Below are 15,058 nucleotides of genomic sequence, written 5' to 3' on the forward strand. Positions count from 1 at the left end.
ATGGATCTGTTACTGCTACTGGCGCGACGTTCCTGGCGCACCCTGCTGATCGCCACCGCCACCGGCCTGGCCTGCGGCCTGGCAGCCGCCGGTCTGATCGCCAACATCAACCACTCCCTGGCCGGCTTCAGCCAGTTGCGCCCGGCCGATGGGCTGCTGTTCGCCGGCCTGGTGGTGCTGGTCGTCAGCGGACGCATCGTCTCCGACGTGAGCCTGTTGCGCCTCGGGCAGACGGCGGTCAGCGACATGCGCCTGCACCTGAGCGGCAAGCTGATCGATACCCCCTACCCACGCCTGCAACGCCTGGGCAAGCACCGCCTGCTGGCGATGCTCACCGACGATACGCAGACCATCAGCCAGGCGGTAGAGCTGGTGCCCATCCTCCTGGTCAACAGCGGCATCGTGCTGGCCTGCCTGGGTTACTTGGGCTGGCTCAGCCTGCCGTTGCTGGGGCTGACCACGGCACTGATCCTGCTCGGCGCGGCAAGTTTCCACTGGCCGCAGCGCAAGGCGCTGACCTCCATCGGCAAGGCGCGGGAGCTGAAGGATCAGCTGTTCGACCAGTACCGCCTGCTCACCGACGGCAGCAAGGAACTGCAGCTCAACCACTCGCGGCGCCTGCAGTTCTTCGAGCGCCTGCTCTACCCCATCAGCCAGCAGTACCGCCGCGACTTCGTGCGCGGCATGAGCATCTACGCCCTGGTGCTCAACTGGGGTAACGGCATCTTCTACCTGCTGATCGGCACGGTGCTGTTCCTGGCACCACAGTTCATCGATCTTGGTGCGACCCTGGTGACCGGTTATATCCTCACCCTGCTGTACATGATCACGCCGCTGTCCGAGCTGATGAATGCCCTGCCCACCCTGGGCCGGGCCAGCGTCTCGCTGCGCAAGATCCGCGCACTAGAAGGACAGCTGGAAGTCGCCGGCACACCGGCGGATACCCTGTCGCCGGCCCGACACGTGGCACGCTTGCAATGCCGCGAGGTGCGCCACAGCTATTACCGCGAGGGGGAGGACGGCCGTTTCACCCTCGGCCCGTTCGACCTCGAGCTGCGCGCTGGCGAGGTGGTCTTCATCACCGGTGGCAACGGCAGCGGCAAGACCACCCTGGCCCTGCTGCTGACCGGCCTCTATCAACCCGAAGGCGGCGACTTGCTGCTCGACGAGCAGGTATCCGCGAGCACCCAGAATCATCTCTACCGCCAGCATTTCTCGGCGATCTTCACCGACTTCTGCCTGTTCGAGCACCTGCTCGACGGCGATAACCCACACCTGATGCAGCAAGCCCGTGACTACCTGGCGCACCTGCAACTGGCGCACAAGGTCAATATCGAAGGCGGTCGCCTGTCCACCCTCGACCTCTCCACCGGCCAGCGCAAGCGCCTGGCCCTGCTGGCTGCCTACCTCGACGACCGCCCCTGCTACCTGTTCGACGAATGGGCGGCGGACCAGGACCCGGTGTTCAAGCGCTTCTTCTACACCAGGATCCTTCCCGATCTGCGCCAGCGTGGAAAACTGGTGATCGTGATCTCCCACGACGACGCCTACTTCCACCTGGCCGACCGGCTGATCAAGGTGAACCAGGGCTGCGTGTCCGAAACCGGCACCGAGCCGCTCGCGGCTGCGGCCTACTGAGGAGGCAGGTCATGCATGCCCAGGTTCTGTCCGAGCAACGCCTTCCTGACTCGTCATGGATCCAGACCCGCCCGCTGCCCAGCGCGCGCCTGCGCCTGTTCTGCTTCCCCTTCGCCGGTGGCAGCGCCGGCAGCTTCATCCCCTGGTTCGCGAAACTGGCGCCGAGCATCCAGCTTTGCGCCATTCAGCTACCAGGACGTGGCGCACGCTTCGGCGAGCCGCCGCTGGATGACTTCGCCCAGTTGCTCGAGCAACTGGGCCAGGTCATCGCCCGGCACGACGACCGCCCCTATGCCTTCTTCGGCCACAGCCTCGGCGCCCTGGTCGCCTTCGAGCTGGCCCACCACTGCGTCAGACGCGGCCTGGCCTCTCCCCGCCATCTGTTCGTCTCGGCCAGCGGCGCGCCGCGCCACCGCGTCGGGGCACCGCGCTACCACCTGCTCAGTGACGGTGAACTGCTGGGCAAGCTGCGTGACTACGCCGGCACCCCGCCCGAAGTGCTGGCCAATCAGGAACTGATGACCTTGCTGCTACCGGCCATCCGCGCCGATTTCGCCCTGCTGAGCCGCTACCGCTACCAGCAGCGCCCACGCCTCGACGTACCCATGAGCGTGCTGGCCGGGCATGACGATGCCCATGTGGGTCGGGAAACGCTGCACGACTGGCAGATGGAAACCAGAGCCGGCTGCGAATTGCACGGCTTCGAGGGCGGGCATTTCTTCGCCTTCGAGCAGCCGGAACAGGTAGTGGAACTGGTGAAGCGTCGGTTGGGAGTTGCCGAGACGATTGCGTAGCCCGAGCGAGCTAGCCCTCGGCCCCGTAGATATAACGCAGATAGCTCGCCTGCTCCGCCTGGGGCAGGCGATGCAGCTTCGGGCAGGACTCGCACAGCACCTGCGGCTTGCCGGCTACTGGAGCATGCAACTGGTAGTGCAGGCAGCAATGGCGGCGCAAGGGGATGCGAGCACAGACCTCGGGCGCCGGCGAGTCGACCATCCACTGCAGGCTTCTGGGCTTCAGCCGTCCGTCAGCGACCACGGCACGCTCCAGCCAGCGGTGAGCCTCGGCGAATCCCTCACGCTCGAGGTTGGGGTCGATGCGGGCGAAGGCGCCATCCCAGATGGCGGCGAAGTTGCCCCATAGCACCTTCGGTGCCAGCCCACCCCAGGCGGCAATGCTGGTGAACAGCGGTTCCAGGTGCTCATGCAGCAGACGCGCCCAGTAGTCATCACGCTGCCGGGCGGCAAGTGAGGCCTGTGGCGTCGGCAGCCACAAAGCGCGGGGCTGGCCCGCGTCATGCAACAAGGCGACTTCCCGCTCCCAGAAGGCGATGGTCAGGTCACGCGTCAACACGGCCGCCAGCGTGGCCGGCAGCATGACGCTGAAGTAATTCATCGACCACTGGGAGGCGACTGGGGGGCGCTTGATGCCGGGATAGAGTTCGGCGAAACGTTCGAGCATAGGGTGCAGCACCCTGGGGTCTGCAAGGTCGGCCAGCGGCACCGAAGTGCGCCCTTGGCTTTCCACCTGGATCACGCGCTGGATGGGCGGCCATGCTTGGCACAGCCAGTCCGGTAGTTCGATGGCCTGCCTCCGCCACGCTGGGTCAAACCGATGAGAACGATTAGCGTTGATGGTATAGCCGCCCCTCTATAAACTCAACGCGTTTCACGCCGGGCAACTCGAGGCCACATGCAGACATTACGTGATTTCTGGTTGCTCGCCCGGCCGTTCTGGTCGTCTGCCGAAAAACGCCCCGCCCTCCTGCTGTTGTTCGGCACGATCCTGATGAACCTGTGCCTGGTCGGGGTCAACCTGCTGTACAACTTCTGGAACCTGCATTTCTACAATGCGCTGCAGGCCCTCGATTACGACGCCTTCCTGATCGGTGGCATACAGTTTCTCTTCCTGCAGATGGGCCTGGCCGTCTTCACCGTGGCCGCCTTCCATTTCCAGCAGAAACTCACCCTGCGCTGGCGCCGCTGGGCCACCGAGAACACCTTGCAACTCTGGCTGCAGCGCCAGCGTTACCTCAAGCTGCAGTTGACGGCCCCGGAAACGGACAACCCCGATCAGCGCATCGCCGACGACATCAACCTGTTCATCACCATGTCGCTGAAACTCAGCCTGGGCCTGATGACCGCCCTGCTGTCGCTGTTCTCCTTCCTGCACATTCTCTGGCAGGCATCGAGTCTTGTGCGTATCCCCATCGCGGGGGAGGAACTGGTGATTCCCGGCCTGCTGGTATGGGCCGCGCTGCTCTATTCCATCCTCGGTACTGGCGGCGCCTTCTGGCTGGGGCGCGCATTGCCACGCCTGAATTTCATCCAGCAGCGTCGTGAGGCGGATTTTCGCTTCGCCATGATGCGCCTGCGGGAAAACGCCGAAGCCGTTGCCCAGTATCGGGGCGAAAGCGAAGAGCACGCTCGTTTCAGCCAGCGCCTGGGGGCGGCACTGGAGAATTTCTGGTCCCTGGTAAAACAGCAGAAGATCGTGCTCGGCTACTCCACCTTCTACATGCGCAGCGCCATGATCATTCCCATGTTCATCATGGCGCCCCAGTTCTTCGCCGGTGCCTTCCCCCTGGGCCGCCTGACCCAGCTCAGCGCCGCCTTTGGCGAGGTTCACGAGGCCATGGCCTATCTGGTCAAGGTATTTCCCGAGCTTGCCGAATGGAAATCGGTGGTCGACCGCCTGATCGGTTTCCAGCAACGCCTGGATGGTATCGGCAACGAGAACGGCCTAGACCTTGAATACCAGGCGGAGGGCTTCGACGTGCAGGATCTGTCGCTGTGGCTGCCCAATGGCAGGCGGCTGCTCAAAGGTTTCGACCTGCACCTGCAACCCGGTGAGCGCCTGCTGATCCAGGCACCGTCCGGCTTCGGCAAATCCACGCTGATCCGCGCCCTGACCGGCATCTGGAACCATGCCAGCGGCGTGGTGCGCTACGACCTGGGCAGCACCCTTACCCTGGCGCAGAAGCCCTACCTGCCCCTCGGCACCCTGCGCGACATGCTCTGGTATCCGTCAGCGCCACACCCTGAAGAAGATCCGCGACTGCTGGCGGCGATGCATCAATGCGACATCGGCCACCTGAGCGAACGGCTTGATGCCGAACTCGACTGGTCACAGACCCTGAGCATTGGCGAACAGCAGCGTTGTGCCTTCGTGCGCGCCCTGCTGCTCCAACCAAAGGTACTGTTCCTGGATGAAAGCAGCTCGGCACTGGACGAAGCGAGCGAAAGGAACTGTTATCAGCAATTGCGCCATGCCTTGCCGGACGCCATCGTGATCAGCGTCGGGCATCGGGCATCGCTGGCCGCCCTGCATGGCAAGACCCTGGACCTCGACCACGACGCGAAAAGTGGCGACGGGGCTCGCCAGCACATCGCCAATAGCCCAACACCCTGCCGACAGGCGCACAGTTCCACCTCGTGATGGCCTCGGTAAGCAGCGCGGTGTACGACATCGACAGGCACGGCGACGCCGAGACGCCCAGACAAAGATCGGTGCCTGATTCGTAACTTGGAGGGCGATAAACGCAAAACCGCCAATCATCCCAGCCATAACAGGGCTGGTTTGATCGGCGGTTAGCTTTTTCTGGACATCCAGCAGAACGGCATCGACCTGCTGAGCGACAGACTACAGACCTTGGATCGTCCGTAGTGAAGAATTGGAGCGGGAAACGAGACTCGAACTCGCGACCCCGACCTTGGCAAGGTCGTGCTCTACCAACTGAGCTATTCCCGCATTTACAACAAATTGGCGTCCCCTAGGGGACTCGAACCCCTGTTACCGCCGTGAAAGGGCGGTGTCCTAGGCCACTAGACGAAGGGGACCTGGAACTTCTTACCGCGATCCAGCTGCCAGGCTGGATCCAGAATCTGGAGCGGGAAACGAGACTCGAACTCGCGACCCCGACCTTGGCAAGGTCGTGCTCTACCAACTGAGCTATTCCCGCAATCTTTTGCTGCTCCACTTCTTTTGGAAGTGGCGTCCCCTAGGGGACTCGAACCCCTGTTACCGCCGTGAAAGGGCGGTGTCCTAGGCCACTAGACGAAGGGGACGTTGCCCGAAATTTCCGGCTTCCCCGCTGTGCTTTTCAGCATTACCGTGGAAGTGGCGCGCATTCTATGGAGCCTTTCAACACTCGTCAACCTCTCATATAAAATTTTTTAAAATCAACGACTTCACCCGGATTCCGGCATCGCGCGCGCAGTACAAACCAATGCTGCCTGCTTTAATGCAGCAGGCCGGCGTCGCGCGCCCTCGCCTAATGCGCGCAATGATGGCAGAACGCGAGTAAACTGGTCGGCATTGACAGGCAGCCCCGGCTCGCGGGTCGCTGCGCCCTGCACAACGGCATTCGAGAGGTTAAGACGATGTCCTCGCTCGTGATCACCATGGCGATAATCGGCGGTATCACGCTGTTGGTGCTGCTGGCCTACCTGAATCAACTGGCCGAAAACAACAAGCGCAAGAAATCGCGCCTGAAAGCTGACCTGGCCGAACGCTATCGACGTGTTGCCGACCTCAACGAACAGTTCGCCGGCCAGTTCATGAGCCCCGAGCTCAAGTTGTTGCTGTGCCGCCTGCAGCTGCAGTTCGCCGAACGCATCCTGGAAGTCGACAAGCAGGACAGCGTCTACCTGACCATGGCCGAGGAACTGCGCAAGATGATCGCCCTGGGCCAGGACATTCCGGTACGCAATGCGCCTTTCCATGTGACCGATGATGCCAAGGCCACTCAGGTACGCGCACAGCTGGAGGCGCTGCACGGTCAGGTCGGCAAACTGGCGCAGACCGGCATGCTGCCCGTGGAGGAAGCCAAGCAGTGGGCCAAGGACATTCGCCACATGCTGGTGCAGCTGTATATAGACCTGTACGGCAACCAGGCCAAACAGGCGCTGCAGCAGCAACAGGCCGGGCACGCGCGGCTGGCCTTGGAGCGCGGCGTGCAGTTTCTGCAGAAGCAGGCCGACACTGCGCGCTACCAGGCGGTCCTGGCGCAATTCCAGAAGCAGCTCGAGCGTGTCAATGCCATGCTGGTCAGCTCACAGGCACCTGGCGACGACGCCAACAGCGAGCTGACCGAGGGGCTCAAGTCGATGGAAGACGACGGCGACTGGAAGAAGAAGGCACTGTACGACTGAGAGGCCTGCGCCTCTCAGCCCTCAGCAATCACTGGCGCGCAGCAGCACGGCGGCCAAGCCTTCGATACCGCGCTGATCCGCCTCGCTGAAACGCCCTACCCGCGGGCTGTCCAGATCCAGCACACCGATCAACCGGCCCTCCTTGATCAAGGGCACCACCAGCTCGCTGTTCGAGGCGCTGTCGCAGGCGATATGGCCCGGGAACGCATGCACATCCGCCACCCGCTGGGTTTGCCGCGATGCCGCCGCAGCGCCGCACACGCCGCGGCCAAAGGCGATGCGCACGCAGGCCACCTTGCCCTGGAACGGGCCGAGCACCAGCTCGTCATCCTTCACTAGATAGAAACCGGCCCAGTTCAGCCCCTCCAGCTCGTGATAGACGAAAGCGCTGAACTGCGCGGCATTGGCGATGAAATCCCGCTCGCCAGACAGCAGGGCCTCCAGCTGGGCGGTCATCAGGGCGTAACCGTCCAGACCGGAACCGGTCTGACTCAAATCGATCATTGCGAAGTCTCCAGTAACTGCAGCCCGACCCATTGGCGGGCGAACTGATAGGCGCAGCGGCCATTACGATTACCACGGCCGGTGGCCCAGCGCACGGCGAGCTTTTCCAGCTCCTCGCTCCACTGCCACTGCAGGCCGGCCTGCTGCGCCTGGACCTCGATCCAGTGGCGCACCACATCCAGGTAATGCTGCTGGGTGAAGGGGTAGAAGGAAAGCCACAGGCCGAAGCGGTCCGACAGGGCGATCTTGTCCTCGACGGCCTCGTTGGGGTGCAGCTCGCCGTCGACCATCCTGGTATTGGCGTTGTCGCTCTCGCGCTCCGGCACCAGATGCCGGCGGTTGGACGTGGCATACAGCAGCACGTTTTCCGGCGAACGCTCCAGCGAACCGTCGAGCACGCTCTTGAGCACCCGGTAATCACCCTCGCCCGCCTCGAACGACAGGTCGTCGCAGAACAGAACGAAGCGCTGCGGCAGCTTCATCAGTTGCTCGACCACCCGCGGCAAATCAGCCAGGTGATCACGCTCGATCTCGATCAAGCGCAGCCCGGCGCCGGCATGCTCGGCCAGCAGGGCACGGACCAGCGACGACTTGCCGGTGCCACGCGCGCCCCACAGCAACGCATGGTTGGCCGGCATGCCCTGCACGAACTGCCGGGTGTTGCGCGCCAGCTGCTCGCGCTGGGTATCGACGCCGATAAGGTCGGACAGCTTCATGTCCAGGCTCACCTTGAGCGGCTGCAGGTAGCCCGAGCGGCCCTCGCGCTGCCAGCGCGCGGCCAGGGTATGACGCCAGTCCAGCGGCTCGCGAACAGCCGGCAACAGCGGTTCGAGGCGGGTCAGCACGCTTTCGGCGCGGCCCAGAAAATCGGTAATACGGGAATCCACGTAGCAGCTCCTCGAGTATTCAGTCTGTGAGGCAGGTGTGCCGAAAAACAGGCCAGATCGTCTATGCTTGGGCAGCGATCGGAACGAGACAGCGCCACCCAATATGGAAATACCACTCAGACAGCGACTGTCATTCAAGCAGGCAGGCCTCACCGTTCTCGTCGCGTTCATTCTGGGCGCATTGCTCAGCCTGGTGCAGATCGGCGTCGATTATGCCAGTGAAGACGCGGCCATCAACCGCGAGATTCGTGCGCTGATGGAGATCAGCCATAACCCGGCCGCCAGAATCGCCTACAACATCGATGCCGAACTCGCCCAGGAGCTGGTGGTGGGCTTGCGCCGCTCGCCCGCGGTAATCGGTGCGCGCATCGTCGACAGCAACGGCGAAGTGCTGGCCAGTGCCACCCAGCCATCCATGCAGAGCCGCTACCGGCTGTTCAGCGATTTCCTGTTCGGCAGCAGCCGCCATTTCGAGACCAAGCTCTCGGTCGATCACGCGCCGGACGAACAGCTCGGCATGCTGCAACTGGACATCGACACCTATGCCTTCGGCAGCAACTTTCTCAAGCGTTCGGTGCTCACCATGGTCAACGGTTTCACCCGCAGCCTACTGCTGTCGGTGATCCTGCTGGTGCTGTTCTATTTCATGCTGACCAAGCCGCTCACCCAGGTGATCCAGGCGCTCGCCGGCCGCGACTTGCGCACGCCCGACCGCACCCAGCTGCCCTGCCCGCCCGGCCACGAAAGCGACGAGATCGGCGTACTGGTCAAGGTCGCCAACCGCCAGTTCGCCAGCATCGCCACCGAGATCGAGCACCGGCGCACCGCCGAGGATCGCCTGACCGACTACCTGGGGGAACTGGAGGCCATCGTTTCGGCGCGCACCGTCGAGCTGAAGGCGGCCAACAGCCGCCTCAGCCGCTCCAACCACGAGCTGGAGCAGGCCCGCCGCGACGCCCTGGCCATGGCCCAGGCGCGCTCGATCTTCCTGGCCAACATGAGCCACGAAATCCGCACCCCGCTCAATGGCTTGCTGGGCATGCTCGCCCTGTCGCTGGAAGGGCCGCTGAACAGCGAACAACGCCAGCAGCTGTCCATCGCCCACGACTCGGGCAAGGTGCTGGTGGACCTGCTCAACGATATCCTCGACCTGTCGAAATTCGAGGCCGGCCAGCTGGAACTCGAACGTATCGCCTTCGACCTCGGCGCCCTGGTGGAAGGCACCGCCAGCCTGCTGTCGCAAAATGCCCAGAGCGGCGTGGAGCTGACCTGCCTGATCGATCCCCGGCTACCTGCCCAGGTGCTCGGCGACCCGACCCGTGTCCGACAGATCGTCAGCAATCTGCTGTCCAACGCCCTGAAATTCACCCGCGAGGGCCGGGTCGACATCCGTATCGGCGCTGAAGGCGAACGCATCCGTATCGAGGTCTGCGACACCGGCATCGGTATCGCCGAGGATGCCCAGGCGCGCATCTTCCAGCCGTTCACCCAGGCCGGCGCCAACATCACCCGGCAGTTCGGCGGCACCGGGCTGGGGCTGGCACTGACCCGCCGCCTCTGCGAGGCGATGCAGGGCACCCTCGAGTTGCAGTCCACACCGGGCAGCGGCAGTCGCTTCAGCGCCATTCTGCCGCTGCCAAGCCTGGAAGCGCCGCTGCCGGCGCCGCAGTTGCGCGGGCGCGTGCTGGCGATCTGCGCTGCCGACACCGGTCTGGCCGAATTGCTGCCGCTGCTGATCGGCAGCTGGGGGCTGGACTACCGCCGCCTGGACAGCGCCCGGGATGCCGAGGATATCCCCGCCGACGTGATCATCAGCGACTGCCCCAGCTGCATGGAAAGGCTGCGCCAGCAGACGGCGACCCCCATCATCCTGGTCACCGCCTATGGCAGCTTCCTGGACAGCGCCCAGGCTGCAGCGCTCGCGCCCCTGGAACAGGTCGCCAGGCCGCTGACCCGGCAGCACCTGCTGCAGGCGCTGAATCACGCGCTGAAGCGGCCATCCGACGACTCGGCTGGCGCGCCCAAGCCGATCCCCAGCGACCGCAAACCGGCGCGCGTGTTGCTGGTCGAGGACAATCCGGTCAACCAGCTGGTCGCCAAGGGCATGCTGGCCAAACAGGGCCTCGAGGTGGTGCTGGCCAACAACGGCCAGCAGGCCCTGGAGCGGCTGCAGGAAGAAGCCTTCGAGCTGGTGCTGATGGACTGCAACATGCCGGTCATGGATGGCTACGAGGCCAGCCGCCGCATTCGGCAAAACCCGGCCTGGCAGCAGCTGCCGATCATCGCGCTGACCGCCAATGCCCTGTCGGACGAGCGCGAGCGCTGCCTGGCAGCAGGCATGAGCGATTACCTGGCCAAGCCGTTCCGCCGTGAAGAGCTGCTCGCCCTGCTCGACCAGTGGCTGCCCGCCTGAGCGGCGGCCGGCTACTAGGGTAACGGCTCGGCCAAGCGCTGCAGCAGCATGTCCAGCTGGGCGCGCAGGGGCTCCAGCTGCCTGGTATCGACGCCATGCTCGCAGAGCAACTGCTGCTTGAGAACCGGCACGCGGCGGCGTAGCTCGCGCCCTTGCGTGCTGAGGCAAAGGTGCATCTCGCGCTCGTCCACGGCGCTACGCCGGCGCTCCACCAGGCCTGCCGCCTGCAGGCGCTTGAGCAGTGGGGTCAAAGTGCCCGAATCGAGCAGCAGGCGTTCGCCCAGGGCCTTGACCGTCGGCTGCGCCGGCGCTGCCTCGTCCCATTCCCAGAGCACCAACATCACCAGGTACTGCGGGTAGGTCAGTTGCAGGCCGTCGAGCATCGGCTTGTAGGCACGTATCACCTGGCGGGACGCCGCGTACAGCTTGAAGCACAGCTGCCGGTCGAGGGCCAGATCATCCATCGGTGAGCGCGTCGATAGCCGCCTGCAGCGCCTCAGGCTTGGTGGTCGGTGCGTAACGGCTGACCTGACGACCATCGCCGCTGATCAGGAACTTGGTGAAATTCCACTTGATCCGCTGGGTGCCGAGCAAGCCAGGCGCCTGGCGCTTGAGCTGCACGAACAGGGGATGCGCCGCCGGGCCATTGACCTCCACCTTGCGAAACAGCGGGAAGCTCACGCCAAAATTCAGCTCGCAGAAACTGGAGATCGCCTGCTCGTCGCCCGGCTCCTGCTTGCCGAACTGGTTGCAGGGAAAGCCCAGCACCACCAGCCCCTTGTCGCGGTAGCGCTGCCAGAGCGCTTCGAGCCCCTGGTACTGCGGCGTAAAACCGCACTGGCTGGCGGTATTGACCACCAGGATGGCCTTGGCGCCGAAATCGCCCAGGCGCTTCTGTTCGCCGCTGATGGTGGTGCAAGGTATGGCCAGCAGGTCTTGGCTCATGGCGTCAGCGCTCTTCTCGAGAATGGAGCGAAAAGAGTAGCTAGCAATTGAATTGCACACAATCTGACTCACCCAAGAACAGGCCCGCCATCAGCGCAGCTGATGGCGAGCCTGCCGCTTACGCCTCGCGCGGCACGTGCTTGAGCGACACCGAATTGATGCAGTAGCGCAACCCGGTCGGCCGCGGGCCGTCGGGAAACACGTGGCCCAGGTGGGCTTCACAGTTGCTGCAGCGCACTTCGATGCGGTGCATGCCATGGCTGAAGTCGTCCAGTTCGGTGATCACCTGGTCGTCGAGCGGCTGGAAGTAACTCGGCCAGCCGCAGCCGGAGTCGAACTTGGCGTCCGAGTCGAACAGCGGCGTGCCGCAGCACACGCACTGATAGACGCCCGGCACCTTGCTGTCGTGGTACTCACCGGTGAACGGCCGTTCGGTGCCGCCCAGGCGGCAGACGTTGAACTGTGCGTCCGTCAGCTCCTCGCGCCAGGTTTCCAGGGGTTTTTCGAGCTTGCTCACAGGCCGTCCTCCTCGGGATAAAAAAGCCCTATCTGTATCTTTGCCCGATCCAGGCTGACACGTATGATTCGACACCTCAACCCGCCACGGCTCGCCGCCGCCTCGGCCCCTTGCAGGCCGCCTTTCTTCGATTCGGGATTCTTCACCATGCAGGTCAGCAAATCCAACAAGCTCGCCAACGTCTGCTACGACATTCGCGGCCCGGTGCTCAAGCACGCCAAGCGTCTGGAAGAGGAAGGCCAGCGCATCCTCAAGCTGAACATCGGCAACCCGGCGCCGTTCGGTTTCGAAGCCCCCGAGGAAATCCTCCAGGACGTGATTCGCAACCTGCCCACGGCCCAAGGCTACAGCGATTCCAAGGGCCTGTTCAGCGCGCGCAAGGCAGTGATGCAGTACTGCCAGCAGAAGCAGATCGAAGGCGTCGGCATCGAGGACATCTACCTGGGCAACGGTGTGTCCGAGCTGATCGTCATGGCCATGCAGGCGCTGCTCAACAACGCTGACGAAGTGCTGATCCCGGCGCCCGACTACCCCCTGTGGACCGCTGCCGTGGCGCTCTCCGGTGGCAAGCCGGTGCATTACCTGTGCGACGAGCAGGCCGGCTGGTTCCCGGACATCGCCGACATGCGCGCCAAGATCACCCCGAACACCAAGGCGCTGGTGCTGATCAACCCGAACAACCCCACCGGCGCCGTGTATTCGCGCGAGGTGCTGCAGGACATCGTCGAACTGGCCCGCCAGCACAACCTGGTGATCTTCTCCGACGAGATCTACGACAAGATCCTCTATGACGAAGCCCAGCACATCTCCACCGCCTCCCTGGCGCCGGACGTGCTGTGCCTGACCTTCAACGGCCTGTCCAAGTCCTACCGGGTGGCCGGCTTCCGCTCCGGCTGGGTGATCATTTCCGGTCCCAAGCATCAGGCCAAGAGTTATATCGAAGGCATCGACATCCTGGCCAACATGCGCCTGTGCGCCAACGTGCCCAGCCAGCATGCGATCCAGACCGCACTGGGGGGCTACCAGAGCATCAACGACCTGGTGCTGCCCAATGGCCGCCTGCTGGAACAGCGCAACCGCACCTGGGAGCTGCTCAACGACATTCCCGGCGTCAGTTGCGTGAAACCCATGGGCGCCCTGTACGCCTTTCCGAAGATCGACCCCAAGGTCTGCCCGATCCACAACGACGAGAAGTTTGTCCTCGACCTGCTGCTCTCCGAGAAGCTGCTGGTCGTCCAGGGCACCGCGTTCAACTGGCCGTGGCCGGACCACTTCCGGGTGGTCACCCTGCCCCGCGTCGACGACCTGGAACAGGCGATCGGTCGTATCGGCAGCTTCCTCAAGACCTACCGCCAGTAACCCGCGCCAGCGCGGATGCCGGCCCGGGCATCCGCCTCCACCGTTGCTAGAGCACGAGCCCATGGACCTGCAGATAGACGACTTCTACAAGGATGCCGCCAGCGGCTTGCTGATGCTCTACCAGGCCTTTCCGCGCAAGGCCTCGCTGTACGTGGAAGACCTGATCGGCCGCGAGGAGCCGGACGAGTTCGGCTTACCGAGCAAGCGCCACCAGGCCTGCCTGGGCGCGCTGTTGTGGCTGGCGGAAGAAGGCTACCTGCGCTACGAATCCACCATCGGCTATGACGCCCTCGATCAGGCGGTGCTGAGCGAGAAGGGCTTCCTGCGCCTGTCGCGCGGCATCCCGCGGGCGGTCAACGAGGGTGAAGCCGTGCCGCCTGCGGTGGATCGGGTGCAGGCGACCCTGGCCTTTCAACTGCGCGACGCGCTCGCCCAGCAACATGGTGAACGGATTGCACGACTGACTCGCCAGCTGTTCGAACAGCGCCCGGCTGCGTCTGGCTGAGGGCCGTCGGCCCGCCGGCCACGCCTGGCAAGCGGCGGTTTTTCTCGGCCGCGATTGAAATAATCGCGAAAAAGCCCATCTAAGCATTGTCGCCCATGCACGACCGTTTGCAGCGGACGGGCCAGGCGACACAGTTTGAAATAGTGACTCGGTTGAATCGCCATAGGGCGCGCCCTTATATAGCCGCCGTAATGAGCCTGTCTTTACTCGTGAGGAGTCGTTTCACACCATGATGCGCATTATGTTGTTCCTGGCTACCAACTTGGCGGTACTGGTTATCGCCAGCATCACCCTCAAACTGCTGGGGGTTGATCGCTTCACCGGCCAGAACCACGGCAGCCTGCTGATATTCTGCGCCGTCTTTGGTTTTGCCGGCTCGCTGGTCTCGCTGTTCCTGTCCAAATGGATGGCGAAGATGAGCACCGGTACCGAAATCATCACTCAACCGCGTACCCGCCACGAGCAGTGGCTGCTGCAGACCGTCGAAGAATTGTCGCGCGATGCCGGTATCAAGATGCCGGAAGTGGGTATCTTCCCGGCCTACGAGTCCAACGCCTTCGCCACCGGCTGGAACAAGAACGACGCACTGGTCGCCGTCAGCCAGGGCCTGCTCGAGCGCTTCTCGCCCGATGAGGTGCGCGCCGTGCTGGCCCACGAGATCGGCCACGTGGCCAATGGCGACATGGTGACCCTGGCGCTGATCCAGGGCGTGGTGAACACCTTCGTGATGTTCTTCGCACGTATCTTCGGCAACTTCGTCGACAAGGCGATTCTGAAGAACGAAGACGGCCATGGCATCGGCTACTTCGTGGCGACCATCTTCGCCGAACTGGTACTCGGTATCCTGGCCAGCATCATCGTCATGTGGTTCTCGCGCAAACGCGAGTACAAGGCCGACGAAGCCGGTGCACGACTGGCCGGCAAGGGCGCGATGATCGCCGCCCTGCAGCGCCTGCGTGCCGAACAGGGTGTGCCGGTGCAGATGCCCGACAGCCTGACCGCCTTCGGTATCAACGGTGGCCTGAAGAACGGCCTGGCGGGCCTGCTGATGACCCACCCGCCGCTGGAAGAGCGTATCGAAGCCCTGCGTCGCCTGGGCTGATCGAAGCGCGAAGAAAAGGCGACCCGAGGGTCGCC

Annotated in this window: 14 protein-coding genes and 4 tRNA genes; 8 read left to right on the forward strand and 10 right to left on the reverse strand. The window is 63.8% G+C overall.

All coding sequences use genetic code 11. The features are described 5' to 3' along the window. Both K8U54_RS00525 and K8U54_RS00530 read left to right on the forward strand, forming a co-directional pair. Nucleotides 1-1,638 carry a cyclic peptide export ABC transporter gene (locus K8U54_RS00525; RefSeq protein ID WP_249908417.1) on the forward strand — a complete coding sequence of 546 codons (1,638 nt, stop codon included), beginning with the start codon at nt 1-3 and terminating at the stop codon, nt 1,636-1,638. Nucleotides 1,639-1,649: 11 nt separating this feature from the next. Further along, nucleotides 1,650-2,432 (forward strand): thioesterase II family protein, encoded by a 783-nt coding sequence (locus K8U54_RS00530; protein WP_249908418.1) that lies wholly within the window; start codon nt 1,650-1,652, stop codon nt 2,430-2,432. A 10-nt stretch (nt 2,433-2,442) separates the two neighbouring features. Here K8U54_RS00530 and fhuF read toward each other — a convergent pair whose 3' ends face one another. Then, nucleotides 2,443-3,099: a siderophore-iron reductase FhuF gene (fhuF, locus tag K8U54_RS00535; protein ID WP_249908419.1), complete on the reverse strand. Its 657-nt coding sequence runs from the start codon at nt 3,097-3,099 to the stop codon at nt 2,443-2,445. A 231-nt stretch (nt 3,100-3,330) separates the two neighbouring features. On the opposite strand from fhuF, the gene K8U54_RS00540 reads away from it, so the two are divergent. Beyond that, nucleotides 3,331-5,076, forward strand: coding sequence for an ABC transporter ATP-binding protein/permease (locus tag K8U54_RS00540; protein ID WP_249908420.1), 1,746 nt, complete (start codon nt 3,331-3,333; stop codon nt 5,074-5,076). 236 nt (nt 5,077-5,312) lie between these two features. Here the strand turns inward: K8U54_RS00540 and K8U54_RS00545 are convergent. From K8U54_RS00545 to K8U54_RS00560, 4 genes are all read right to left on the reverse strand, one after another. Beyond that, nucleotides 5,313-5,388 (reverse strand) — tRNA-Gly (locus tag K8U54_RS00545). 13 nt (nt 5,389-5,401) lie between these two features. Then, nucleotides 5,402-5,477, reverse strand: a tRNA-Glu gene (locus K8U54_RS00550). Between the two features lie 46 nt (nt 5,478-5,523). Next, nucleotides 5,524-5,599, reverse strand: a tRNA-Gly gene (locus tag K8U54_RS00555). 30 nt (nt 5,600-5,629) lie between these two features. Beyond that, nucleotides 5,630-5,705 (reverse strand) — tRNA-Glu (locus K8U54_RS00560). A gap of 315 nt (nt 5,706-6,020) precedes the next feature. Here K8U54_RS00560 and K8U54_RS00565 point away from each other — a divergent pair. Continuing rightward, nucleotides 6,021-6,791 (forward strand): hypothetical protein, encoded by a 771-nt coding sequence (locus K8U54_RS00565; protein WP_249908421.1) that lies wholly within the window; start codon nt 6,021-6,023, stop codon nt 6,789-6,791. A 21-nt stretch (nt 6,792-6,812) separates the two neighbouring features. On the opposite strand, the gene K8U54_RS00570 is transcribed toward K8U54_RS00565, so the two are convergent. Next, nucleotides 6,813-7,295, reverse strand: a complete 483-nt coding sequence (locus tag K8U54_RS00570; protein ID WP_249908422.1) for a GAF domain-containing protein — start codon at nt 7,293-7,295, stop codon at nt 6,813-6,815. Then, a complete protein-coding gene (locus tag K8U54_RS00575; RefSeq protein ID WP_249908423.1) occupies nt 7,292-8,182 on the reverse strand; it encodes an ATP-binding protein in 891 nt (296 codons plus the stop codon). The genes K8U54_RS00570 and K8U54_RS00575 overlap by 4 nt, the downstream gene beginning before the upstream one ends. A 103-nt stretch (nt 8,183-8,285) precedes the next feature. Between K8U54_RS00575 and K8U54_RS00580 the strand changes: the two genes are divergently transcribed. After that, on the forward strand, nt 8,286-10,595 hold the full coding sequence (locus K8U54_RS00580) for a hybrid sensor histidine kinase/response regulator (RefSeq protein WP_249908424.1): 2,310 nt from the start codon (nt 8,286-8,288) through the stop codon (nt 10,593-10,595). Nucleotides 10,596-10,609: 14 nt separating this feature from the next. On the opposite strand, the gene K8U54_RS00585 is transcribed toward K8U54_RS00580, so the two are convergent. The 3 genes from K8U54_RS00585 to msrB form a co-directional block, all read right to left on the reverse strand. Next, nucleotides 10,610-11,059, reverse strand: coding sequence for a MarR family winged helix-turn-helix transcriptional regulator (locus K8U54_RS00585; protein ID WP_249908425.1), 450 nt, complete (start codon nt 11,057-11,059; stop codon nt 10,610-10,612). Then, entirely contained in the window at nt 11,052-11,540 is a 489-nt protein-coding gene (locus K8U54_RS00590; protein WP_249908426.1) for a glutathione peroxidase, read from the reverse strand. The genes K8U54_RS00585 and K8U54_RS00590 overlap by 8 nt, the downstream gene beginning before the upstream one ends. 118 nt (nt 11,541-11,658) lie before the next feature. Continuing rightward, the gene (gene msrB, locus K8U54_RS00595; protein WP_070888195.1) at nt 11,659-12,057 is read right to left on the reverse strand and encodes a peptide-methionine (R)-S-oxide reductase MsrB; all 399 of its coding nucleotides are present in this window, start codon (nt 12,055-12,057) and stop codon (nt 11,659-11,661) included. A gap of 147 nt (nt 12,058-12,204) precedes the next feature. Here msrB and K8U54_RS00600 point away from each other — a divergent pair, with 147 nt between their 5' ends. The 3 genes from K8U54_RS00600 to htpX all read left to right on the forward strand — a co-directional run bounded on the left by K8U54_RS00600 (nt 12,205) and on the right by htpX (nt 15,023). Continuing rightward, a complete protein-coding gene (locus tag K8U54_RS00600; protein ID WP_249908427.1) occupies nt 12,205-13,416 on the forward strand; it encodes a pyridoxal phosphate-dependent aminotransferase in 1,212 nt (403 codons plus the stop codon). Between the two features lie 61 nt (nt 13,417-13,477). Further along, complete coding sequence (locus K8U54_RS00605) at nt 13,478-13,921, forward strand: hypothetical protein (RefSeq protein WP_249908428.1); 444 nt, start codon at nt 13,478-13,480, stop codon at nt 13,919-13,921. Nucleotides 13,922-14,150: 229 nt separating this feature from the next. Next, complete coding sequence (gene htpX, locus K8U54_RS00610; protein WP_027906469.1) at nt 14,151-15,023, forward strand: protease HtpX; 873 nt, start codon at nt 14,151-14,153, stop codon at nt 15,021-15,023. Nucleotides 15,024-15,058 lie beyond the last annotated feature (35 nt).

The organism is Pseudomonas fulva (assembly GCF_023517795.1).
In the GTDB taxonomy this organism is placed as follows: Bacteria; Pseudomonadota; Gammaproteobacteria; order Pseudomonadales; family Pseudomonadaceae; genus Aquipseudomonas; species Aquipseudomonas fulva_D.

Bases quoted from the DNA above. Each gene is read 5' to 3' on its own strand.
- fhuF (WP_249908419.1), bottom strand. From the start codon at position 3,099: ATGCTCGAACGTTTCGCCGAACTCTATCCCGGCATCAAGCGCCCCCCA.
- K8U54_RS00540 (WP_249908420.1), top strand. From the start codon at position 3,331: ATGCAGACATTACGTGATTTCTGGTTGCTCGCCCGGCCGTTCTGGTCG.
- K8U54_RS00585 (WP_249908425.1), bottom strand. From the start codon at position 11,059: ATGGATGATCTGGCCCTCGACCGGCAGCTGTGCTTCAAGCTGTACGCG.
- K8U54_RS00600 (WP_249908427.1), top strand. From the start codon at position 12,205: ATGCAGGTCAGCAAATCCAACAAGCTCGCCAACGTCTGCTACGACATT.
- K8U54_RS00605 (WP_249908428.1), top strand. From the start codon at position 13,478: ATGGACCTGCAGATAGACGACTTCTACAAGGATGCCGCCAGCGGCTTG.
- htpX (WP_027906469.1), top strand. From the start codon at position 14,151: ATGATGCGCATTATGTTGTTCCTGGCTACCAACTTGGCGGTACTGGTT.
- K8U54_RS00580 (WP_249908424.1), top strand. From the start codon at position 8,286: ATGGAAATACCACTCAGACAGCGACTGTCATTCAAGCAGGCAGGCCTC.
- K8U54_RS00590 (WP_249908426.1), bottom strand. From the start codon at position 11,540: ATGAGCCAAGACCTGCTGGCCATACCTTGCACCACCATCAGCGGCGAA.
- K8U54_RS00525 (WP_249908417.1), top strand. From the start codon at position 1: ATGGATCTGTTACTGCTACTGGCGCGACGTTCCTGGCGCACCCTGCTG.
- K8U54_RS00570 (WP_249908422.1), bottom strand. From the start codon at position 7,295: ATGATCGATTTGAGTCAGACCGGTTCCGGTCTGGACGGTTACGCCCTG.
- K8U54_RS00565 (WP_249908421.1), top strand. From the start codon at position 6,021: ATGTCCTCGCTCGTGATCACCATGGCGATAATCGGCGGTATCACGCTG.
- K8U54_RS00530 (WP_249908418.1), top strand. From the start codon at position 1,650: ATGCATGCCCAGGTTCTGTCCGAGCAACGCCTTCCTGACTCGTCATGG.